Origin of the sequence: Kribbella lupini (assembly GCF_039529595.1) — a bacterium.
GTDB classification, from domain to species: domain Bacteria; phylum Actinomycetota; class Actinomycetes; order Propionibacteriales; family Kribbellaceae; genus Kribbella; species Kribbella lupini.
Window position 1 is genome coordinate 1,835,477 of record NZ_BAAANC010000002.1, and the last position, 21,690, is coordinate 1,857,166.

Annotated in this window: 22 protein-coding genes and 1 tRNA gene; 5 read left to right on the plus strand and 18 right to left on the minus strand. The window is 70.5% G+C overall.

Going from position 1 to position 21,690, the window contains the following annotated elements; translation table 11 throughout:
- Positions 1-117: 117 nt before the first annotated feature.
- The 3 genes from ABD235_RS22045 to ABD235_RS22055 form a co-directional block, all read right to left on the minus strand.
- Positions 118-993: an aminoglycoside phosphotransferase family protein gene (locus tag ABD235_RS22045; RefSeq protein WP_344176959.1), complete on the minus strand. Its 876-nt coding sequence runs from the start codon at positions 991-993 to the stop codon at positions 118-120.
- Positions 994-1,024: 31 nt separating this feature from the next.
- Positions 1,025-2,437, minus strand: a complete 1,413-nt coding sequence (locus ABD235_RS22050; RefSeq protein WP_344176962.1) for an alpha/beta hydrolase — start codon at positions 2,435-2,437, stop codon at positions 1,025-1,027.
- 80 nt (positions 2,438-2,517) lie between these two features.
- The gene (locus ABD235_RS22055) at positions 2,518-2,946 is read right to left on the minus strand and encodes a nuclear transport factor 2 family protein (RefSeq protein ID WP_344176964.1); all 429 of its coding nucleotides are present in this window, start codon (positions 2,944-2,946) and stop codon (positions 2,518-2,520) included.
- Between the two features lie 33 nt (positions 2,947-2,979).
- Here ABD235_RS22055 and ABD235_RS22060 point away from each other — a divergent pair, with 33 nt between their 5' ends.
- A complete protein-coding gene (locus ABD235_RS22060) occupies positions 2,980-3,780 on the plus strand; it encodes a helix-turn-helix domain-containing protein (protein WP_344176966.1) in 801 nt (266 codons plus the stop codon).
- Positions 3,780-4,331 carry a DinB family protein gene (locus ABD235_RS22065; RefSeq protein ID WP_344176968.1) on the plus strand — a complete coding sequence of 184 codons (552 nt, stop codon included), beginning with the start codon at positions 3,780-3,782 and terminating at the stop codon, positions 4,329-4,331. Before ABD235_RS22060 ends, ABD235_RS22065 begins: the two co-directional genes overlap by 1 nt.
- A gap of 177 nt (positions 4,332-4,508) precedes the next feature.
- Here the strand turns inward: ABD235_RS22065 and ABD235_RS22070 are convergent, their stop codons facing one another.
- Positions 4,509-5,474 carry a hypothetical protein gene (locus ABD235_RS22070; protein WP_344176970.1) on the minus strand — a complete coding sequence of 322 codons (966 nt, stop codon included), beginning with the start codon at positions 5,472-5,474 and terminating at the stop codon, positions 4,509-4,511.
- Positions 5,471-5,992: a SigE family RNA polymerase sigma factor gene (locus ABD235_RS22075; RefSeq protein WP_344176973.1), complete on the minus strand. Its 522-nt coding sequence runs from the start codon at positions 5,990-5,992 to the stop codon at positions 5,471-5,473. The genes ABD235_RS22070 and ABD235_RS22075 overlap by 4 nt, the downstream gene beginning before the upstream one ends.
- Positions 5,993-6,178: 186 nt before the next feature.
- Here ABD235_RS22075 and ABD235_RS22080 point away from each other — a divergent pair, with 186 nt between their 5' ends.
- A complete protein-coding gene (locus ABD235_RS22080; protein WP_344176975.1) occupies positions 6,179-7,396 on the plus strand; it encodes a hypothetical protein in 1,218 nt (405 codons plus the stop codon).
- A gap of 51 nt (positions 7,397-7,447) precedes the next feature.
- Here the strand turns inward: ABD235_RS22080 and ABD235_RS22085 are convergent, their stop codons facing one another.
- The 6 genes from ABD235_RS22085 to ABD235_RS22110 form a co-directional block, all read right to left on the minus strand.
- Complete coding sequence (locus ABD235_RS22085) at positions 7,448-8,110, minus strand: hypothetical protein (protein WP_344176978.1); 663 nt, start codon at positions 8,108-8,110, stop codon at positions 7,448-7,450.
- 70 nt (positions 8,111-8,180) lie between these two features.
- Positions 8,181-8,897: a hypothetical protein gene (locus ABD235_RS22090; RefSeq protein ID WP_344176980.1), complete on the minus strand. Its 717-nt coding sequence runs from the start codon at positions 8,895-8,897 to the stop codon at positions 8,181-8,183.
- Entirely contained in the window at positions 8,894-9,439 is a 546-nt protein-coding gene (locus ABD235_RS22095; protein ID WP_344176982.1) for a SigE family RNA polymerase sigma factor, read from the minus strand. Before ABD235_RS22095 ends, ABD235_RS22090 begins: the two co-directional genes overlap by 4 nt.
- 66 nt (positions 9,440-9,505) lie before the next feature.
- Entirely contained in the window at positions 9,506-10,819 is a 1,314-nt protein-coding gene (locus ABD235_RS22100) for a GGDEF domain-containing protein (RefSeq protein WP_344176984.1), read from the minus strand.
- A 115-nt stretch (positions 10,820-10,934) separates the two neighbouring features.
- Positions 10,935-12,473 (minus strand): helicase HerA-like domain-containing protein, encoded by a 1,539-nt coding sequence (locus ABD235_RS22105; RefSeq protein WP_344176986.1) that lies wholly within the window; start codon positions 12,471-12,473, stop codon positions 10,935-10,937.
- A 102-nt stretch (positions 12,474-12,575) separates the two neighbouring features.
- Positions 12,576-13,277, minus strand: coding sequence for a L,D-transpeptidase family protein (locus tag ABD235_RS22110; protein WP_344176988.1), 702 nt, complete (start codon positions 13,275-13,277; stop codon positions 12,576-12,578).
- 131 nt (positions 13,278-13,408) lie between these two features.
- Between ABD235_RS22110 and ABD235_RS22115 the strand changes: the two genes are divergently transcribed.
- Together ABD235_RS22115 and ABD235_RS22120 are read left to right on the plus strand one after the other, a co-directional pair.
- Complete coding sequence (locus ABD235_RS22115) at positions 13,409-13,702, plus strand: type II toxin-antitoxin system VapB family antitoxin (RefSeq protein WP_344176990.1); 294 nt, start codon at positions 13,409-13,411, stop codon at positions 13,700-13,702.
- Positions 13,703-14,266 carry a LytR C-terminal domain-containing protein gene (locus ABD235_RS22120; RefSeq protein WP_344176992.1) on the plus strand — a complete coding sequence of 188 codons (564 nt, stop codon included), beginning with the start codon at positions 13,703-13,705 and terminating at the stop codon, positions 14,264-14,266.
- A gap of 42 nt (positions 14,267-14,308) precedes the next feature.
- Here the strand turns inward: ABD235_RS22120 and rph are convergent, their stop codons facing one another.
- From rph to ABD235_RS22155, 7 genes are all read right to left on the minus strand, one after another.
- Positions 14,309-16,888 carry a rifamycin-inactivating phosphotransferase gene (gene rph / locus ABD235_RS22125; RefSeq protein ID WP_344176994.1) on the minus strand — a complete coding sequence of 860 codons (2,580 nt, stop codon included), beginning with the start codon at positions 16,886-16,888 and terminating at the stop codon, positions 14,309-14,311.
- A 155-nt stretch (positions 16,889-17,043) separates the two neighbouring features.
- A complete protein-coding gene (locus ABD235_RS22130; protein ID WP_344176996.1) occupies positions 17,044-18,552 on the minus strand; it encodes a potassium/proton antiporter in 1,509 nt (502 codons plus the stop codon).
- A gap of 142 nt (positions 18,553-18,694) precedes the next feature.
- Positions 18,695-18,785: transfer RNA gene (locus tag ABD235_RS22135), tRNA-Ser, on the minus strand.
- Positions 18,786-18,798: 13 nt separating this feature from the next.
- Positions 18,799-19,233 (minus strand): tRNA adenosine(34) deaminase TadA, encoded by a 435-nt coding sequence (tadA, locus tag ABD235_RS22140; RefSeq protein WP_344178709.1) that lies wholly within the window; start codon positions 19,231-19,233, stop codon positions 18,799-18,801.
- A 28-nt stretch (positions 19,234-19,261) separates the two neighbouring features.
- A complete protein-coding gene (locus ABD235_RS22145; RefSeq protein WP_344176998.1) occupies positions 19,262-19,762 on the minus strand; it encodes a tRNA adenosine deaminase-associated protein in 501 nt (166 codons plus the stop codon).
- Positions 19,763-19,865: 103 nt separating this feature from the next.
- Positions 19,866-21,194 (minus strand): hypothetical protein, encoded by a 1,329-nt coding sequence (locus ABD235_RS22150; RefSeq protein ID WP_344177000.1) that lies wholly within the window; start codon positions 21,192-21,194, stop codon positions 19,866-19,868.
- A gap of 10 nt (positions 21,195-21,204) precedes the next feature.
- The gene (locus ABD235_RS22155; RefSeq protein ID WP_344177003.1) at positions 21,205-21,576 is read right to left on the minus strand and encodes a hypothetical protein; all 372 of its coding nucleotides are present in this window, start codon (positions 21,574-21,576) and stop codon (positions 21,205-21,207) included.
- Positions 21,577-21,690 lie beyond the last annotated feature (114 nt).

Genomic DNA, 21,690 nt, shown 5'->3' on the forward strand with positions numbered 1-21,690 from the left:
CTCATCATGATCCGCCCGGCGCCCGGCGGCGAGACCACACGCAAGGGCAGATCGGGGCGGATCAGAGCGGTAATCGCTGCCCTGCGAGGAGTGACGCCCGGATGAGATGGGTCTGGTTCATCGGTAGCTCAGAGCGTCCAGGAGCCGTCGGCATCTGACCGGATCGGTGGTCAAGCCGACGCTCAGGCCCCAGAGCCAGTAGTCCACCGTCCTGAACACGACCCAGTCGCGCGCGTACGAGTGGTCCAGCCCAGCCGCTCGTACGACGATGTCGAAGCACGCTCTGATCTCCGCGTCGTCCGCCATCTCGTCGAGCCGCGTCCACAGCACGCGGCCCAGGTCGAACTCGACGTCGCCGCGGTAGAGCAGCGGGTCGACGACGAGCCACTCCTCGCGCTCCCCGCGCAGGACCTGCGCCGAGTGCAGGTCGCCGTTGACCGCGGCCGTCGCCTCGGAGCCGGCCAGTTGGTCGGCGACGTCCAGGGCGGCCGTCAGGTACGCCCGGTCGATTGCCCCGGGTTGCCCCGTCATCTGCCCTTCCATCACCCGGGCGCGGGTGCGCACGATCTCTTGGGTGGACAGGGCGTCCGCCGGCCCGTCCACGCCGAGGCGGCGCATCAGGCCGCCCAGGACCTCGACCGCTTCCCGGATCGGTCGCTCGTCGAGCGGATCGCCGAGCAGTTCCAGCAGCATCGCGCCCCGCGCCGCGTCGGCGTCGTACAGGCGGACCGTTCCCCGACCGTCCCACCAGCGCAGCGCCCTCACCTGGTCGGAGACCTCGTCGCCGGGCGGCGACATCCGCAGCGCGAACTGCTCCCCGCCGCGCTCCACCGGAACCACCACGGCGTTGGACCCGTGCGCGACCGGGCCGGCGATCGTCAGCCCCCACCGCGAGCACTGCTGCTCCACCGCCGCAGGCAGACCGGCCAGCCAGTCGGCGCCCTCGGTCCACCAGCGCGGCATCTCCAGGAAGGACTGCGGCAACTCGATCACTCCCCGCACGCTAGCCGCAAATCCTCCTTCTCTAGCAGGTGGTCCCCCGGGCAGGAAGCTTGCCGGTGAGGAAGTACGTCGTCGCGTGGCCGCGGGCGCACTCGGAGTTGAACCACGACGTGTGGCCGTAGGTGTCACTGACCAGCAGGCGGCTGCCGCGGATCTGGTGGTGCAGGCTGACGGCCTGGTCGAGTGGCGTGGCCGGGTCGTGGGTGTTGTTGAGGATCAGCACGCCCGGTACGTCGGAGATCGGCGTCGGCTTCCACGGGTTGGTCGGTGGGATCGGCCAGCCGGAGCACGAAGCTGCCATCACCCAGCCCTCGACCGCGGCGCCGACGCGCGGAGCGACCGCGCGAGCCAGCGCGAGGCGTGCGCGCACGTCGGCGTACCCGCGGAACTCGCCGGGGAAGTCCATGCACGACACCGCCGTGTACGCCGACTCCGGGTACCCGACGTAGCTGCCGCCGACGAATCCCGACCCGTCACCCTGCGACGCCTTCGCCAGCGCGGACGTGAAGGCACTCCACGGACCGGCCTGGTCACCGAGCGTCGGGAGGAACATCGGCAGCGCCATCCGGATCTGGTCGCCGTTCACCCCGCCGGTCAGCGGCCGGCGATCGGCCTTGCGCACCACCGCGTCGTACACCTTCCCGACGTCCTTGCCGTGCAGCGCGCACTCCGGCGTCGCGGCGCACCACGCCGCGAGCCGGTCGAACCCGCGTTCCATCTCGCGCGCCTCGCTGAGCACGAACCGGGTCGATCCCTGCGCGTGGTCGACGATCCCGTCGAGCACCATCCGGTCGACCCGCCGCGGGAAGAGCTGCGCGTACGTCGTCCCCAGGTACGACCCGTACGACGGCCCGAAGTAGCTCAGCTTCTCGACGCCGAGCGCGGCGCGGATCGCATCGAGGTCGCGGGCCGCGGTCCGGGTGTCGAGGTGGCGCATCAGCTCGCCGTTCTTGGCCAGGCAGGCCTTTCCGAGCTCGCGGCTGGCCGCCACCATCGCGTCGTACTGGTGCTTCGTCCGCGGGAACACCGGTACGCCGGGCCGCAGCACCGGACCGCAGTCGAGCTGACTCGATTGACCCGTTCCGCGCGGGTCGAAGCTGACCACATCGAACCGCTTCAGCAGCTCCGGGCCGAACAGGTCGGCACCGAGGCCGGCCTCCAGGATCGAAGCGCCGGCCCCGCCCGGGCCGCCCGGGTTGAAGGTCAGGACCCCGAGCTTGTGCGCCTGGTCGCTCGCCGGGATCCGGGCGACGAACAGCTCGGTCGTCCCCTTGCGGGGATTCGCGTGGTCGAGCGGCACCGTCAGCCGCGCACACTCGATCGTCGGCCCTTGGTCACAGGGCTTCCAGTCGAGTGGCGCGGCGGCGGCAGCCGGTACGGCGGGCAGCAGGCCCGCTCCGATCAGGCCCAGCGCCAGCAGTCCCTTGAGCATCATGGCGACCAAGCTACGAACCCGGCGGGTCGTCGGCCAGGCGTGGAACGATCAACCCCACGAAGTGAACCCCGGCACTCCGGTCAGTGGGCGGGGGCGAAGTCCAGGAAGCCGATCACCGCGCGGATCCGGCCGTCCGGGGCGACCGTCACCACATCGGTGCCTCCGGCAACGGCCGGCTGGCCCTCGGCGGCCAGTTCCCAGCTCCAGCGCAGGTGGTCGTGGTGCTCGTCGACCGTGCCGGTGACCGTGAAGCGCAGGCCGGGGAACATCCCGTGCGCGGTGCCGACGATCGCGCTCAGCTCGTCGTACCCGGTGGCGGCGAAGCTCGGGTCGACGAAGGTGCCGTCGGGCGCCCAGGTCTTCTCGATCAGCCGGGCCCGCTGCTCGGCGTCGGTCTCGTTCCAGATGGCGAAGTACTGCTCGGCCAGGGTCATCGTGTCCTCCTCAGGATCGGTTGACCAGAACCCTGCCGCCGCGGACCACGATCCGGCCATGACGTCGGAGGTCATGCCGGTGATCACCTGGCCGGTTACCGTCGGGGCATGACGATGATCGCCGAGGAGACCTTCCAACGGCCGGTGGGCGAGTTGCTGCGCGGCTGGCGCGAGCGGCGGCGGCTCAGTCAGCTCGATCTGGCCAACCAGGTCGACGTGTCGACGCGCCACGTCAGCTTCGTCGAGAACGGCCGGTCCAAGCCGAGTCGCGAGATGGTGCTGCGGCTGGCCGAGCATCTCGACGTACCGCTGCGCGACCGCAACCAGCTCCTGCTCGCCGGCGGCTACGCCCCGATCTACAGCGAGGCCTCGCTGCACTCGCCGGCCATGCTGGCGATCCGCCGGACGCTGCGCCGGTTGCTCGAGGCCCACGCGCCGTTCCCGGCACTGGTCGTCGACCGCTGGTGGAACATCGTCGAGTCCAACGCCGCCGCCGCGCTGTTCACCGAGGACGTCGCGCCCGAGTTGCTCTCGGCACCGATCAACGCGCTCCGGCTCACCCTGCACCCCGACGCCCTCGGCGGCCGGATCACCAACCTGGCCGAGATCCGAGCGAGCGCGCTCGGCACGCTGCACCGCCAGATCGCGAGCACCGCCGATCCCGAGCTCCAGGACCTGTACGACGAACTGCGCGGGTACGACGTACCGGGCGGCGAGCGGACCCCGCCCGGGCCGACGCCGGAGGTCGTCGTACCGATGAGGCTGCGGCGCGGAGATCGCGAGCTGTCGTTGCTGACCACGATCGCGACGTTCGGCACGCCGTTGGACGTGACCGTCTCGGAGCTGATGATCGAGCAGTTCTTCCCCGCCGACGACGCGACGGCCGAATACCTGAAGGAGCTTTTCTGATGCTGCCCGACCAACGACTTGGCGACCCGGTCGAACTCCCGCTGGCCTGGTTGGACTTCTACCGCGAGACCGTACGGCGCAAGCTCGACGGCCTGTCCGACGAGGAACTGCGGACGAGCCAACTGCCGTCGGGGTGGACGCCGTTGGAGCTGCTCAAGCATCTGGTGTTCATGGAACGGCGATGGCTTCGCTGGGGGTTCACGGCGGAGCAGGTCGAGCGGCCGTGGGGTGACAGCGACGCCGAGGAACGCTGGCAGCTCGAGGAGGGCGACACGCTCGAAGGCTTGCTGGTCGCGTTGCGGGAAGGCGGCGAGCGGACCCGGGAGATCGTCGCTCGAGCCGTGAAGGCCGAGGCGGCCGCTGTTCAGGGCGTCGGTGTGGTCGGCGTCGGTGCGCTCGGGATGCGCGCCAAGGAGGGCGGGCGGTTCGGGGCCGAGGACGTGAAGCCGACGCTCGGGTGGATCTTGTTCCACGTGCTGCAGGAGTACGCGCGGCACACCGGCCAGCTGGACGTCGTACGGGAGCTGACGGACGGAACCACCGGCGAGTAGGACCCCCGAGGCCCCACTCGCCGGTGGGGGCCGCAGCTGATCTCGGTGTTCATCAGCTGCGGCCGCTGCAGATCACGCGTTTTCGGGTCGCGGATCTGAAGAGATACCCCACCGTCGGCCGACCCGTTCCGCCCGCGGGCCGGCCGACGGCGTCATCGGTGTGAAGGGGAGGGTCGACTACCGATGAGTCGGCAGCCCGGTGGGCTGCTCGGTGGGCAGGGGAGGAAGGCTCGGCAGCGACGGCTTGGCCGTCGGCAGCGGGAGGGAAGGCTTGCCCGGCAGGGATGGCTTCGCGGTCGGGACGGTCACCGTCGGCAGCGACGGCTTGCCCGGCAACGAAGGCTTCGCGGTCGGCAGGGACGGCTTGCCCGGTACCGAGGGCAGCGTCGTCGGCACGTTCACCGGCGGCGCGGTCGGCACGTGGTCGGTCACGCACGACGGGAGCGTGGGCTTGCCCGGCAGGGACGGCTTGGCGGTCGGCAGCGACGGCTTGCCCGGCAGGGAGGGCTTCCCCGGCAGCGAGGGCTTACCGGTCGGCACCGGGACCGAGGGCAGCGACGGCTTGCCCGGCAGTGACGGCTTGCCCGGCAGCGAAGGCTTCGTGGTCGGCACCGGCGGCAGGCTCGGCTTGCCCGGGAGGTTCGGCAGCGACGGCTTGCCCGTGGGCAGCGCGGTCGGCAGGGCCGGCTTGCCCGGGAGCGAAGGCTTCGTGGTCGGCAGCGAAGGCTTGCCCGGCAGCGAAGGCTTTCCGGTCGGCACGGGAACCGACGGCAGCGACGGCTTGCCCTTCGGCAGCTTGCCTTCCACCGTCACCTCGACCGACGCCTCGATCCTGGGCTTGCCCGGGACCTTGGGCAGGCACGTCGGGTCGACCGACGGCACCGCGGTCGGCGTACCGGCCGGGAGCTCGACGGGGACCGGCGGCTTGTCGCCACCGGCGAGCAGGTTGCGGACGTCCGACGGTCCGCCGATCGCGGCGGACACCGTTGCGACGCTGCCGGCGAGCGCGGTGACGCCCGCCGCGGCCAGTCCCCGGCGGAGCCAGGCCAGGCGCCGGCCCCGGCGCATCAGGTCGGCCGGGTCGGGCTGCCACGGCTCCAGGTCGTACTCGAGCGCGCTGCGCACCCGCTGCTCGTCGCTCATCTTGTTCCTCCAACTACTCCGGATTCGATCAGGTCGGGTGCCAGACGCAGCTTGGCCAGCGCCCGGGAGGCCGTGCTCTTCACGGTCCCGGCGGCCATGCCGAGAAGCTCGGCGGTCTCCGCTTCGGAGAGGTCCTGCGAGTACCGCAGGGCGACCACGGTCCGCTCGCGCACTGTCAGCCCACCGAGAGCTGACAGCACGGCTTCACGGGTCTGCACCTCACCGGCGAAGTCCGCCACCGACCGGTCGTCCCAGTCGTTGTCCACCGGGTCGCTGGGCACTTCGTTGGACCAGCGCCGGCGAGCCTGCGAGAGGAACCGGTTGACCAGCACCCGACGGACGTAGCGCAGCCGGTCGCCGTCCAGCCGGTGCCACTTCGGGTAGGACCGCATCAGTGCCTGCTGCACGAGATCCTCCGCGGTGTGGCGATCACCGCACAGCATCTCCGCGAACCGCAGCAACGGCGTCGACTGCGCCTGCACGAACCGCTCGAAGTCGGCGTCCGCGGCCCGGGTCATCGATTCTCCTCAGCCTCTGTCACACCGGTCCAAACCCACTGGGTGACCGGTTGGGTTCTGTCCGTTCCGGAATTACTTCGAAGAAATTTATTCACGCGCTATGCAAGGACAGTGTTTGTTTGTCACGATCGGTGCGCCGGGTGTCGCACCCGGTGACAGCGTCCTCACCGCCCCGGAGGTACCGCCATGCGTATCACCCGAAGGTCCGCGGCCGCACTGTGCGTCGCCGCCGCCCTGTCCGCAGCACCCTTGGCCGCCGCCGTCCTGCCCAGTACGGCGGCCGGCACCGACCCGATCGGCGTCACCGCCCGCCCGGCCGAAGGCTCCACCAACGTGACCGTCGACGGCAGCCGGATCATCCTCGGCGACGCGCCGGTCCGGATGGGCTCGGCCGAGATCAAGCAGCGCTCCGGCATCGGCAACCTCGACCCGGTCCGCTTCCCCGCCGCCACCTCGGCGGTCGTCGTCGACTACACCACCGGTACGCCGGACGGCTCGACCGCGGAGGTCGACGTACGGGCTCTCGTCAAGGACCGGTGGTCCGAGTGGACGCCGGCGAAGGCCGGTACGCCGACCGCGCTGCCCGGCGTCAGCGACCAGGTCCAGCTGCGCATCATCGTCAGCGCACCGCCCACCGGCGCCAAGCCGTGGGTCGGCGACGTCCGCGTCCAGCCGACCGACAAGGCCGCGACCAGCGGCATGACGATCCAGGCCGCGCCGCTGAAGTCGCGGGTCTTCGCCACCCGCGAAGGCCTGGTCGGCGGGACCACGGCCAACGGTCACGTGATCGTCAACCGCGACCACTTCGTCGCCCTGCCGTCGCGCCGCGGCCTGGCGAACAACGGCTCGGGCAACTACTCGGTCAAGGTCTGTACGACGACCGGCACGATCCGCTGCGCGTTCGAACCGGTCTGGGACGTCGGCCCGTGGAACACCAAGGACGACTACTGGAACCCGAGCGCCACCCGCGAGATGTGGAAGGACCTCCCGCAGGGCCGGCCGGAAGCGCAGGCGGCGTACCAGAACGGGTACAACGGCGGGAAGGACCAGTTCGGCCGGACCGTCGCCAACCCGGCCGGGATCGACCTGGCCGACGGGACCTTCTGGGACGCGCTCGCGCTGACCAACAACGCCTGGGTCGACACCACTTACCTGTGGACCGGTGACGGCGGCCGCGGCACGGTCTCGATCTCGTCCGGCTACCTGAACGTCCGCAGTACGGCGAGCTCGAGCGGCGCGATCGTCGGCATGGCCGGCAAGTCCGCGCAAGTCACCGTGGAGTGCCAGGTCACCGGCCAGAGCGTGAGCGGCTCGCAGGGCACCTCGAACATCTGGCTGCGCGTCCACCCCGGCATGTACGTCGCGAAGGCGTGGATCGCCGCCGGTTCCTTCGGCAGCTGCTGACCGGCCGCGTCCCGGAGAGCCTCGGGCGGGACTCTCCGGGACGCGGTTCGGCTACTTCGCGAGCGGGTCGCCCTTGGCGTCGCCGAACCGGACCAGCAGCCGGCCGTTGGCGTCGTAGACGAAGACCGACGCCTGCGTCCCGGGCTTCACGTCGTCGGAGGTCAGCCGGGCCGAAGACTCGACCCAGCCCGGGATCCCGGCCAGCCGGTACACCTTTGCGTACCAGGCCTTCTGGCCACGCGTGTAGACGACGGTGCTGACCCGGTCGTTCTTGAACACCGAGCTGTGCACCGCTCCGGAGCTCTGGATGCCGGGCGACGTCCCGTCCCCCAGGTTCGCGTTGCCGACCGTCCGGCGCCACCCGAACGGCTCGTACGCCGGTTCGCCCGGCACGCGGCTGATCACGGCCCACTGCGTGCCCTTCGTGGCGAAGAACAGGTGGTCCCCCAGCGACACCTCCCGTCCCGGGGCGAGCGTGCCGACCTCGGTGCGGGTGTTCTGGAACACGAACTTGCTTGCCTTAGGCACCTTCTTGGTCGCGGGCGGTCGGGTGGCGACCGGAGCGGCCTGGGCGCCCACGGCAACGGTCTGCGGATCCGCGACCGCGGGACCGCCCTTGCCGGTCAGGGCCGCCGTACCGGCGATCACTCCGGCGACCGCGATCGCGGCGACGCCGGTCGTGACCAGTCCCCTCCGCACACTGCTTGTCTCCACTGCTGCCTCCACAAAGAATCTGGCGATGCTGTCTCGGGCTGAAGGACGCATCCCGGCCCGAAAGCGTTCTTCACCGGACCAGTGGTGGTTGCCCTCCGCCCGGGAACTGGGCGATCAGCGTCCCGTCGGCGGCGTACGCGAAGACCGAGACCTGACCGCCGGGCTCCTCCGCGGTCGTCAGATCGGCCCACACGGCCACCCAGCCGGGAATCGTGGCGAGGCGGTTCACCTTGCCGTACCAGGCTTCCCGGCCGCGGGTGTAGACGACGGTGCTCACCCGGCTGCTGCGGAACACCGAGCTGCTGACGCCTCCCGCGCTCTGGATGCCCATCGCCGTACCGTCGCCGAGGTTCGTGTTGCCGACCGTGCGGCGCCAGCCGAACGGCTCGTACGCCGGTTCGCCCGGCACGCGGCTGATCACGGCCCACTGCGTGCCCTTCGTGGCGAAGGACAGGTGCTCGGCCATCGGCACCTCGCCCTTGGCCGGCACCGTCCCGATCGGCGGCCGCGTGTTGCGGAAGGTGAACCGAGCCGACGGAGTGAGCACCGGAGGCGGCGGCGTACTGGCCACTGCCGGTGGTCCGATCGGCACCTCATGGGTCTGGTTGCCACCCAGTACGACGCCCGCCCCGGCGGCCACCGCGACCGCGAAGGAGGCGACGGCTCCGGCTCCGACCATCCGCGCCCGTCGACGCCGGCGGGCGCCCGAGATCACCGTCGCCGGGTCGAGGGGGTCCGAACGTCCGGGCTCGGACCTCAGCAGGGTGATCAGCTCGTCGTCGTTCATCTGCCTTCTCCTACGTAGCTGCCGCTCAGGTGCGGAGCCGCTCGCAACTTGCGCAGCGCGCGGTTGGCCGAGCTCTTCACCGTGCCGACCGCGACCCCGAGGGTCGCCGCCGTCTGGGCCTCGGTCAGGTCCTCGACGTACCGCAGGACGATCACCGCACGCTCCCGCGCGGTCAGCGTCGCCAGGGCGGCCGAGAGCGCCATGCGGCGGTCCACGTCCGCCGCCGGGTCGGCGATCGCGCGCCCGAGCCGGTGGTCGAGCTGCTGATCCAGCTCGGCGGCGTGACCACTCGGTCGCTCCCGCCAGAGCCGGCGGCGGGCCCACGAGATGTGCTGGTTGACCACCGCCTGACGGACGTAGCCGAACGGGTCACCGAGCTCGATCCGGTCCCAGCGCAGGTACGCCTTCTCCAGCGCGGTCTGCACCAGGTCCTCGGCCAGCGCGGGGTCGCCGCAGAGCATCCGCGCGATGTGCACCAACCGCGCGGATCTGGCCAGCACGAAGGCCGTGAAGTCCTCGTCCCGCCGCTCGGTCCGCCCCATACAGTCTCCTGTCCTTCCACCCTCAAGACGCCGTACGCCGGTGGAAGGTTCTGCGGGCGCCCGAAACTAGTGCGGCTGGGCGGCCCGCTGGGTGACGGTGAGCCGGGCCAGGTCCGCGGGGGCGCAGTCGGCGGCGGAGCGGACGCGGTCGCGGCCGGCGGCCTTCGCGGCGTACATCGCGCGGTCGGCACGGAACAGCAGCTCGTCGACGGTCTGGCCGTCGGACGGGAAGACCGCGACGCCGACCGAGACGGTCAGGTGGAAGGTGTCCGGGTCGAGCTGCGGGTCGTCCAGTACGCCGGCGCACATCGCGGCCAGCGGGCTGGCGGCGACCGCCGTCCGCAGCCGGTCGGCCGTCACCAGGGCGTCGGCCAGGTCGGTGTCCGGCAGGGCGATCACGAACTCCTCGCCGCCGAACCGCCCGATCACGTCCTTGGCCCGGATCGCGCTGCGCAGGATCGTGGCGACCGCCCGCAGCGCCTCGTCGCCGACCAGGTGCCCGTGCCGGTCGTTCACCTGCTTGAAGTGGTCGATGTCGATCAGCAGCACCGCCATCGGCTCGCGCTGGGTCCGCGACGTGCGCAGCATCTCCTCGGTGCGCCGCCGCCACCAGTCGACCCGGCCGAGGCTGGTCTTCGGGTCGGTCTGCGCCTCGGACTCGAGCTGCGCGAACAGCAGCGCGCGCTGGGCGGTCAGCGAGATCGGGATCGCCAGGAACGCGAACCACGGGCTGACCAGCGCCGCCGCCGCGAGCAGGCAGCCGAGCGTGGCCGCGGTCGCGTCCACGCACAGCGAGTCCTTGTCGCCGATCGCGTCCTGCCGGCTGCTGCCCGGCACGATCAGCACGATCGCCAGGCCGCACAGCACGGTGTCGGTCGCGACGTATGCAAAGGCGGCGAGCGTCATCGCGACGACCAGACCGAGCGACGAGTCGCCGACCACGTCGCGGGCCGCGGCGAAGGCGGCGTCGGCCGCGCCGACGCCGAGCACGCAGACCGCCGTACTGAAGGTCCACCGGTACGGGATGCACTTGCCGGCCCGGATCCGCCACCAGATCCGCAGCAGGACGGCGACCAGGATCGCCAGCGCGGGGTGCAGCACGAGCGCGGCCGCGATCATCCAGGCCGGGGCCAGGTCCTTGTGCAGCGCGCCGCCGGACTTGCGCCGGTTCTCCACCCGGCGGGCGCCCTCGACCGAGACCAGCGCCGACACCGTCAGCGCGAGAACCAGGTCCAGGCCGTGCCAGGACGGCAGCTCGGTGAACGAGCGCACGCCGTACCCGACCGCGAGGAGGTCGACCAGGGCAACCAGACCGAACGCCGGGACCGTCAGGGTCCAGAGCGCCCAGTTCCGTACCGATCGCCTACTCTGCGCAACCATCACTTCTCACAGTACGACGAGTGACGGTTCCGTCCCAATCGGCAACGGCGTGCTGCGCGTAAGGATTTGATCAACTATCGAATGGCCTTTCCAGCAGGACGGAAAGGCCGTCCGCTCAGCGCTTGCGGCGGGCCGCCCCGAACAGCCCGCGGATGATCTCCCGCCCGGCCGACCGCGCGAACTGCTTGAACGCCGACGAGCCGACGACCTGCTCGACCATCGACTTCTCCTGCTTCTGCGCCCGCGGCCTCGGCTGCTCCGGCGCCGGCTGGGCCTTCGCCTCGGCCTCGGCCTGCTCGGCGCCGGCCTGCACCTTCGCGGCCAGCTTCTCGTACGCCGACTCGCGGTCGATCACCGCGGAGTACTTGGCGTTGTTCGGCGACGCCGCGACGGCCGCGGACAGCTGCTCGGCCGAGGCCGGGGCCATCAGCGACTGCGGCGCCCGCAGCCGGGTCCAGGCGACCGGCGTCGGCGCGCCCTTCTCGTTCATCACGGTCACGACCGCCTCGCCGATGCCGAGCTGGGTGAGCACCTCGGCCAGCTCGTACGACGAGTTCGGGAACGTCGACACGGTCGCCTTCAGCGCCTTCGCGTCGTTCGGGGTGTGCGCGCGCAGCTGGTGCTGGACCCGGGAACCGAGTTGCGCCAGGACGTCGTCCGGCACGTCCTTCGGGGTCTGGGTGACGAAGAAGACGCCGACACCCTTCGAGCGGATCAGCCGCACGGTCTGCGCGATCGAGTCCAGGAACGCCTTCGACGCGTCGTTGAACAGCAGGTGCGCCTCGTCGAAGAAGAACACCAGCTTCGGCTGGTCCACGTCGCCGACCTCGGGCAGGTCGTGGAACAGGTCGGCCAGCAGCCACATCAGGAAGGTCGAGAACAGCGCCGGCCGGTCCTGCAGGTTCGGCAGCTCGAGCAGCGAGACGACGCCCTTGCCGTCGCGCTGCTGCAGCAGGTCGGCGGTGTCGAACTCCGGCTCGCCGAAGAACGCCTCGGCGCCCTGGTCGGCGAACCCGATCAGCGAGCGCAGGATGACGCCCGCGGTCGCCGCGGACAGCCCGCCGAGCTCCTTCAGGTCGCCCTTGCCCTCGTCGCTGGTCAGATGCGTGATGACCGCGCGCAGGTCCTTCAGGTCCAGCAGCGTCAGGCCCTGCTTGTCGGCGTAGTGGAAGATCAGCCCGAGCGAGGACTCCTGGACGTCGTTCAGCCCGAGCACCTTCGACAGCAGGACCGGCCCGAACGACGTGATGGTGGCCCGGATCGGAACGCCCGAGCCCTGGCCGCCGAGCGCGTAGAACTCGGTCGGGAACCCGGTCGCCGTCCACTCCTGGCCGATCGTCTTGGTCCGGGCCAGCAGCTTCTCGCTGCTCTCACCGGGCTGCGACACGCCGGACAGATCGCCCTTGATGTCGGCGGCGAACACCGCCACGCCGGCCGCGGACAGCTGCTCGGCCATCAGCTGCAGGGTCTTGGTCTTGCCGGTACCGGTCGCGCCGGCCACCAGGCCGTGCCGGTTCACCATCGACAGCGGGATGCGGACCGCGGCCTCCGGGTCCGGCGTACCGTCGACCAGCAGCGCCCCCAGCTCGATCGCGGGCCCCTCGAACGCGTACCCCTGCTTCACGGTCTCCACGACGTCCGGTGTCTCGGCCATCTCAACGCTGCCTTTCGCGCGACGGAACTACCCCTGCGCTCGGCATGCTAGTGCCCCGGCTGCGCGGTTGGGTGAACCTCGGAGCCGGGGCACGAGCGGGTGTCAGCGGACGACGACGACCTTGGTCGAGGTGGTGGTGAAGTTCCAGATCGCGTCCGACATCGACTTCTGCACCCGGATGCAGCCGTGCGAGGCCTTCTTGTTGGTGCCGAGCAGCCAGTCGCCGTGGATCTGCGCGCCGTTGCTCTTGTACGTCGGGATCTGGTGGAAGCCGATCCCGCACGGCGCGAACCGGACGAAGTTGTTCAGGTAGAGGCTGGCCCCGTCGGTGTTCCTCTTGATCCGGGCCGCCCGCCCGCACTTGGAGCCGGTCGAGTAGGTGCCGGGCTTGAGGTAGCTCGGGTTGTCGATGATGCCGCCCTGCCGGACGACTTTGCCCTTGGCATCGATCAGCCACAGGTAGTTCTGGCCCTGGCTGATCACGATCCGCTTGCCGCCGCCGCTGGCGGGGACCGCCCGGACGTCGCAGCGCTTGCCCGACGCGGCCATCACCCTGCTGTACGTCGTACCGGCCAGCGAGCCGTTCTGGGTCATCTTGTTGGCGGCCTGGAACCGGATGGTGGCAGCCTGGGTCATCTGGCCGATCTTGCCGTCCACCGGCCCGGCGTAGCAGCCGAGCGCGTTCAGACGGGTCTGGGCCGCTTTGTTCTGAGCCACGGTCAGCGCGTTGGCCGGCAGCGTGGTCCCGGCGACCGCGACGACCACGGTGGCCGCCCCCGCAGCCAGTTTGGTCAGTACCTTCATCTCTACCCCCTGATAGATCCCTGTGCACTGTGGACGTTCCCCAGGGCGGAAAGGTTGAGTCTTGGTATCGACCTTTTGCGGTGACATTCCCGACCTCTCCCGAGACCTCCTGCCCCGCTAGACTTCGGTGGGTGATCTTCAAGCGCGTCGGCGAGGAACGGCCGTACCCCGATCACGGGTACAAGGCCAAGGACTGGTCCGTGCTGCCTCCACGGCAGATACGGCTCGACGAGCTGGTCACCACGAAGGGCACCCTGGACCTGAACGCACTGCTCGACGAGGACTCCACCTTCTACGGTGACCTCTTCGCGCACGTCGTGGAGTACAAGGGCGAGCTCTACCTGGAGGACGGACTGCACCGCGCCCTGCGCGCGGCCCTGCAGCAGCGTCTGGTCCTGCACGCCCGGGTCCTGGTCGTGAGCTAGATGACTGCCCTCCACCCGCAGCCGAGGCCGCACGCGCGACTGCACTGGCGGACGCCGATCACCATGGTCGTGCTGCTGACGATCCTGGTCGGCGGCTTCTGGTGGGGCTGGAACTCGCTGACCGACTCCAGCGCGGAGCCGAACTGCGTCGAGCAGAAGCTCGAGAACAACCGGCTGGTCCCCAAGCAGGTCGTGCTGAACATCTACAACGGCGGCGCCCGGGCCGGCAGCGCCGCCCGGCTCGGCGAGGACCTGAAGAAGCGCGGCTTCAACATCGGCAAGATCGCCAACGAGCCGAACGGCGACAAGATCGACGTGGTCGAGGTCCGCGGCGCCACCACCGACGGACCCGAGGTCAAGCTCGCCCTCGGCCAGCTCAACCAGAAGGCCACCACCAAGGCCGACGCCCGCCCCGACCACACCGTCGACATCGTCCTCGGCAGCGGCTTCACCAAGCTCAACACCAAGGGCGTCCCGAGCATCGCCGTACCGGCGGACACGGTCGTCTGCCTCCCGGTCGTCCGCCCGTCCCAGGCCATCCCCTCCGGCCAGAACCCGAACTGACCCGCACCGGCCGCTGCCTCAGCAGCAGCGGCCGCTTCTGTTTCAGTCCAGGAGTTCGACGTAGCCGTCGGTGCCGTGGACTCGGATGCGTTGGCCGTCCCGGATCGCGCGGGTGGCGTTGGGGACGCCGACGACGGCGGGGAGGCCGTACTCGCGGGCGATCACCGCGCCGTGGGTCATCAGGCCGCCGACCTCGGTGACCAGGCCGGCGATGCCGACGAACAGGGGTGACCAGCTGGGGTCGGTGAAGGCGGTGACGAGGATGTCGCCGGCTTCGAGGTCGGCCTTGGCGAGGTCGAGGATGACGCGGGCGCGGCCCTCGACGGTCCCGTTGGAGACCGCGAGGCCGGTCAGGGCACCGGCCGGTACGTCGTCGCGCCGGTACGCCCCGTTGATCGCTTCGCCGTCCGAGGTGAGCAGCCGGGGCGGCGTCAGCCCCTCGTACGTCCGGAAGTCCTCCTTGCGCTCAGCGAGAAGCCGCTCGTCCACCTGCTTCGTCCGTACGACGTCGTGCAGCTCCTGGAACGTCAGGCAGTAGATGTCCTCCCGGTCCCGCAGCACCCCGGCCTCGACCAGGCGGTCGGCCTCGGCGAGCAGCGCCTGCTTGTAGACGAAGTACCGGCCGATGATCACGTACTTCGGGTACTCCCGGTACCCGATGAAGATCCGGACCCGGTCGATCATCCGCTTGGTCTCGGCGACCTTCTGCTCACCGTCCGGCAGGGCGCGCAGCCGCTCCAGGACCTCCTGCTCCTTCCGCAGCGCCTTCTGCCGCCCCTCCTCGAAGCGCCGGTCGGCGGCGCCCGGCTCGAAGAGCTTCACGTTGTCGAGGATCAGCGGCACGAGCGTGCTCGGCCGCTCACTCCAGCGCGGCCGGGTGATGTCGATCTCGCCGACACAGCGCATCCCGTACCGGTCGAGGTAGGCCTGGACGGCGTCGCGCGCCTCGATCCCGCCCGCAACCTTCGGCAGTTCGTCCAGGAAGTCGTCCCCGGCCTTCTGCAGGAACGCCACCACCTCCGGGTACGGGCGGATCACGTCGGCCACACCGAGCAGGTCCAATCCCATCTCCGAGCTGATGTTGTCCGGCGCGGACAGCGTCAGGGTGTCGGCCGCGTTCTTCTCGCCCAGCCACTCCAGCAGGTGGTCGTTGAGCCACCAGGTCGCCTCGTGACTGGCCATGATCGCCTGCATGCTGAGCGGGTCGCCGAGCACCCGCTTGTGCTCGGCGAAAGCCTCGATCAGGAAGTCGAACAGCTCCGGCCCGGTCTTCCCCGCGATCCCCTCGACCAGGGCCGCCTGGGCGGTCCGGCTGCGCTCGATCAGCTCGGTGACGACCGCCGGGTCGTTCTCGAGCTCGCCGGACGCGCGCCGGGCCGGCGGCCCGCCGGCCACCGGAGCCGCAGCCGCCGGTGCGGGAAGAAAGCCGCGGTCGAGCACCGTGTCCAGCGCGTCCCGGGTCAGCGGATCACCCTTGCCGATCAGGTCCAGGAAGGCGGCGCGGGCCGGCGACGTCAGCTGCGGGGTGCTGTCGACGAAAAGCCGCCCACCGGCCTCGAACATCGTCGCCATCGCGGTCAGCTGCCACGTGGACCAGCCCAGCGGCTTCATCGCGTCGGTCATCATCTGCTGGTGGCCGACGGACAGGAAGACGTGGTTCGCCTGGTCGCCGGTCTCCGGGACCGGGAACAGCGTGGTGATCGGCCGGCTCTGCACGATCTGGAAGTCGTCGTCGACCAGGCACCACTCGATGTCCTGCGGGCGCCCGAAGTGCGCCTCGATCCGCCGTCCGAGCTCGACGAGCCGGACGACCTGCGCGTCCGTCAGCGCCGGCAGCTCCTGCTGCCCGGCGTCGACGGCCACCTCCTCGGTCCCGCCCGCGGGCAGTGCCTGGATGGCGAGCTGCTTGGCGGCGATCGTCTTGGCGACGACCTCGCCGTCGCGGACCGTGAAGACGTCCGGGTTCACCAGCCCGGAGACCAGCGCCTCGCCGAGCCCGAAGCCCGCGTCCACGGTGGCGACCTTCCGGTTGCCCGTGACGGGGTCGGCCGTGAACATGATCCCGGCGGCCTGCGAGAACACCATCTGCTGAACGACGACGGCCATGTGCACCGCCCGGTGGTCGATCCCGTTCCGCTGCCGGTACGTGACCGCCCGCTCGGTGAACAGCGAGGCCCAGCACCGACTCACGTGCTCGAGGACCGCATGCGCGCCCACTACGTTCAGGTACGTGTCCTGCTGACCCGCGAAGGACGCGGTCGGCAGGTCTTCCGCCGTAGCACTCGACCGTACGGCGTACGCCGTCCCTTCGACCACGAACCGGGTGATCGCCGCCGCGATCTCGTCCGGCAGAGCGATCCCTTCGATCGCCTGCCGGATCTCCGCGCTCAGCGTGCGGATCCCGTCCCGGTCGTCCGCGGCCAGCCGCGCCAGCTCGTCGAGCCGGGAGTCCACAGCTCCCGCCACGACCCGCTGAAAGGCCTCCGTCGTCACGCAGAACCCGGCCGGCACCCGCACGCCGTCGAGCCGCGCCAGCGCACCCAGGTTCGCGCCCTTCCCTCCCACCACAGCGCCCTGCGACTCGTCGACCTCGTGAAGTTCCAGCACGTACTGCCCGCTCAAAGCGATACCTCCGGGGTAACAGGTTGTGACGTCGGCCGCCGATTCTCCGCCATCACCGGGGCCTTGCGGCAAGCCCGGGGGTGCGCTATAACCTGTAAATGCAGGGAGACCGGGTCTCCCTGTTTTTTGTTGCCTTCTCCACCTGTTCCCGACCGCTACACCTGTTCGCGGCCGCGTTCGCCGAACCAGCCGGCCAGGCGGCCCGCGCGGGACACCGCCCGCAGGCGGCGGATCGTCTTCTCGCGCAATGGGCTGGGCGTGACGACGAGCAGCGCGTCGCCGGCCCGCAGCACGGTCCGGCGGTCGGGCACGAAGGCCTGCTTCGCGCGGATGACCAGCGAGATCGACACCCCCGCGGGCAGGCGGAGCTCGCCGATCTCGACGCCGGCCAGCTTCGACTCGCTCGGGATCTGGACCTGCAGCATGTCGGCGCCCAGCGACTCCAGCGGCGCGACGTCGATGTCGACCTCGTGCGCCGCGTTGTCGTCGAGTACGCCGAGCCGCTTGGCCAGCCAGGGCAGCGACGGCCCTTGGAGCAGCGTGAACAGCAGGACCAGCACGAACACGACGTCGAAGACCCGGTCGGCCTCGGGGACGTGCTCGGCGAGCGGGATCGTCGCCAGGACGATCGGTACGGCGCCGCGCAGCCCCGCCCAGGCGATGAAGGTCTGCTCCTTCCACGGCATCCGGAACGGCGTCGTCGACAGCGCGACCGCGGCGAACCGGCCGACCACCGTCACCGCGATCCCGATCACCAGCGCGACCACGACGTCCTCCAGCCCGATCCGCCCCGGCGAGGCGAGCAGGCCGAGCATCACGAACAGCCCGATCTGCGCCAGCCAGGCGATCCCGTCGACGAACGACTTGGTCGCGATCCGGTGCGGCAGCTCGGCGCGGCCGAGGATCAGGCTGGTCACGTAGACGGCCGCGAAGCCCGACACGTGCAGCAGCACCGTGCCCCCGGCGTACGAGATGAAGGCGAGGGAGACGATTGCCAGCGGGTACAGACCGGCCGATCCGAGCGCGACCCGGCGAAGCAGGCCGACGCTCACCCAGCCGACCAGGAAGCCGAACAGTGCCCCGATCACCAGCTCGTAGAGCACCAGCCCGGCGAAGTACGGCAGGCCGTGCTCGCCGATCGACCCCGTGCTGACGATGGTGACGAGCAGCACGGTCGGCGCGTCGTTGAGTCCGGACTCGGCCTCCAGCGCGCCGCGCAGCCGCGGCCGGATCGGCACCTTGCGCAGGACCGAGAAGACCGCCGCCGCGTCCGTGGGTGACGTCACGGCTCCGAGCAGTACGGCGAGCTGCCAGTCCACGCCGAGCACGAAGTGGGCCACACAGGCGACCACCGACACCGAGACCGCGACCCCGAGCGTCGCCAGGACGACGCCGAGCGGCATCACCGGGCGGACCTCGTTCCACCGGGTGGTCAGGCCGCCCTCGGTCAGGATGATCACCAGCGCGGCGAACCCGAGCGCGTGCGCGAGCTCGGCGTCCTCGAACTGGATCCCGGCACCGGACTCACCCAGCAGCAGCCCCATGCCGAGGTAGATCAGCAGCGAGGGCAGCCCGAGCCGGCCGGACAGCCGCACGGCGACGACCGCCACCAGCAGCACCGCGGCGCCGGCCAGCAGGATCCGGTCGAGTTCGTGCACGTCCACAGGCTCGGCCCCTCAGGGTCGGGGGCTGCAGCTTAATCGACCCCTGCCACCGGCAACGAATCATCTCGCGCGACGAAAAACGAGGACCCTGACGCATCACACAGCATCAGGGTCCTCGGCGTTACTACCACCCGGAGGTGGTTGGCGGTGGCGGAGGGATTTGAACCCTCGGAAGGGGGGTACCCTTCACGCGCTTTCGAGGCGCGCTCCTTCGGCCGCTCGGACACGCCACCGCCGAGGAGGCTATCAAAACCTGTGCCCGATGAAGAAATCGCGGAGCCGGGCACCCGCTTCGTCGGCCATCACGCCGCCGATCACCTCGGGCCGGTGGTTGAGCCGGCGGTCCCGGACGACGTCCCAGAGCGACCCGACCGCGCCTGCTTTCTCGTCGTACGCCGCGAAGACGAGCCGGTCCAGCCGGGACAGCACGATCGCGCCGGCGCACATCGTGCACGGCTCCAGCGTCACCACCAGAGTGCAGCCCGTCAGCCGCCACTCGCCGACCTGCTGGGCCGCCGACCGGATCGCCAGCACCTCCGCGTGCGCGGTCGGGTCCCCGGTCGCTTCGCGCTCGTTGTGCCCGCGGCCGATCACCTCGCCGTCGGCGTTCACGACCACCGCACCGATCGGTACGTCGGCGCTGCCGCGGGCGTGCTCGGCCTCGGCCAGGGCGAGCTCCATCAGCCGGGCCCAGGCCCGGCGGGCCGGGTCAGCCAATGGCTTCGATCGCCTCGTGGAACTGGTGGGCGAATCCGAGCGCCTCGGCGATCTCCTCGAGCATCTCCTCGGGGTACAGGTCGACGTCGTCGATCAGCGCGCCGAGGTCCATCGCGCTCATCCCCAGGTCGGCGACGATCGCGAGGTCGCCGGCCGGCACCTGCTCGTCGTCGTCGTCGGCCAGCGGGATGTCCAGCTCGTCCACGACCTGCTTGGCCAGCGGCCACTCGGTCGCGGCGGTGACGTCCGACATCAGCAGCCGGGCCCGGCCGCCGTCCACCCGGACCAGCACGAAGAAGTCCTCGTCGACCGAGATCATCCCGATCACGCCCGACTCGCCCGGGTAGCGCCGCAGCGCCGACACCAGGGCGGACAGATCCGGCTCGCCCCGCAGCACCAGTGGAGTGACCGTCCAGACCCCGTCCTCGGTGTAAGCCGCGAGCGCGAAGTCGAGCTCGGTGGTCGTCATCGGCGAGGCCGTGGGATCAGACACGGGCTCATCGTCGCAGAATCAGCCGTCCGGCGGGAGGGACAGCTGATCTCGAGCCGGTATCGGTGCCTCGTCAGTTACCGTACGACGACACAGCGCGACCGCCTCACGGCCGCACGGTGAACGGCCCGAAAACACCGGTCGCACTGCTCGCGGCCTGCGGGAGCTTGGTCTTGTATCGAAGCATCACCTGGAAGGTCTCACCGGGATGGAAGAAGAGGCCCCACCGGCTGTAGAAGTACCCACTGACGGCGGTTCGGGCCGTGCCGACGAGGACCCAGGCGGACTCCCCGACCCGTCGGCCGAAGATCTCGACCACCTGGTTGCCGACCGGCCCCAAAGTGCCGTTCGCCCGGCGGTACTTCAAGGTGCCGAAGGTGGACATCGTCGAGTCCTGACGGATCGGCAGGCCGGCGGTCGGCGCGACCACGGTCCCCACGAAGTACGTCGGTGCTTGCGGCAACTGCTTGACCGTCACCGTCGTCTCCCGCCGCCACGGCGAGTTGTCCAGCCCCGCCCCGGAAACGGTGACCCGCATCCGGAAGGTCCCCGGCCGGTCGGGCTTCCAGTACCGCGCGTACGACCCGTTGGCCGCCGTGTAGCCGAAGGACAGAGTGCCTTGCCAGGCTGAGCCGTTCCAGAACTCCAGCGTCGTCCACAGTTTCCCGGGGAAGGCCGTGTCGCTCACCTTCCAGTAGTTGTTCACCGTCGCGGTCGTCGCCGCGGTCAAGTAGCTCATCGCGAGCAGCTTGTGCGCGGTGACAGGGCCCGCGTACCCCGCGGAGGTAGTGCTGGTCGCATCGGTCCTGGCCTCCACCGAGAGCGCCTGAGTCAGCCCGAGCTGTACGGCGTACCGGCCGCCGGCGGTGGGAGTGGCCGTCGCCACGACCCCCTGGTCCGAGCGGATCAGCCGAACAGTCCGGCCGGGAGCCGGTACGAGGGAACCGGTCGAGGTGTACGTCCCGACCAGGCCGGTGAACGTGGTCCTGGCCGTGCCGCTGGTTCGCGCCGGCTGCTCCAGCGTCAGCGACGTCCCGCGCAGCACGTGGAACGGAACGTTCGTCGCGGCCTCGTTGCCCGCGTGGGTCACCTTCGTAACCACCCAGTCGCCGGTCCCCGTGGCCAGCGCCGGACTGAAGTATCCGAGCCACGCCGGGTTGTTGAACCTGCCGCCTTCCAGAGTCAGCGGCAGCGTGGTCACCGCCGACCCGTCCGGCCGCTGCACGGTCACCGCGATGCCGGTGCACGAGCCCTGGGTCGCGTCGTACGCGACCTCGATCGGGATGCGGCTCACGTCGGTCAGGACCGCTTCCGCCGGGTAGCCGTTCTCTTGGACGGCCGGAGTACCGAGACACGGATCGACTGCCGCTTCGGCGTACGTCAGGGAGGCGGCGGTGACGAACACGCCCGTCGCGAAACTGACCATCCTGCGCATGGCACAACTCCTAGGACTGCACGGTGAAGGGCCCGAAAACACCCGTGGCACTGCTGGCGGCCTGCGGGAGCGCCGTCTTGTAGCGGGCCATCACCTGGAAGCTCTGGCCGACGTCGTACCCGAAGCCCCAGCGGCTGTAGAAGTAGCCGGAGACCGCGGTGCGGGCCGAGCTGACGAGCGTCCAGGACGTCTGGCCGACCGGCCGGGCGAAGATCTCGACCAACTGGTTGCCGACCGGCCCGAGCGTCCCGTCGGCCCGGCGGTACTTGAGGGTGCCGAAGGTGGACATCGTCGAGTCGCGCCAGATCGGCAGGCCGGCGGTCGGTGCGACCACCGTCCCGACGAAGTACGTCGGTACCTGCGGCAACTGTGTGACGGTCACCGTGGTCTCCCGGCTCCACGGCGAGTTGTCGATGCCGCCGCCGGAGACGCTGACCCGCAGCCGGAACGTGCCGGGCCGGTCGGGCTTCCAGTACCGCGTGTACGAGCCGTTGGC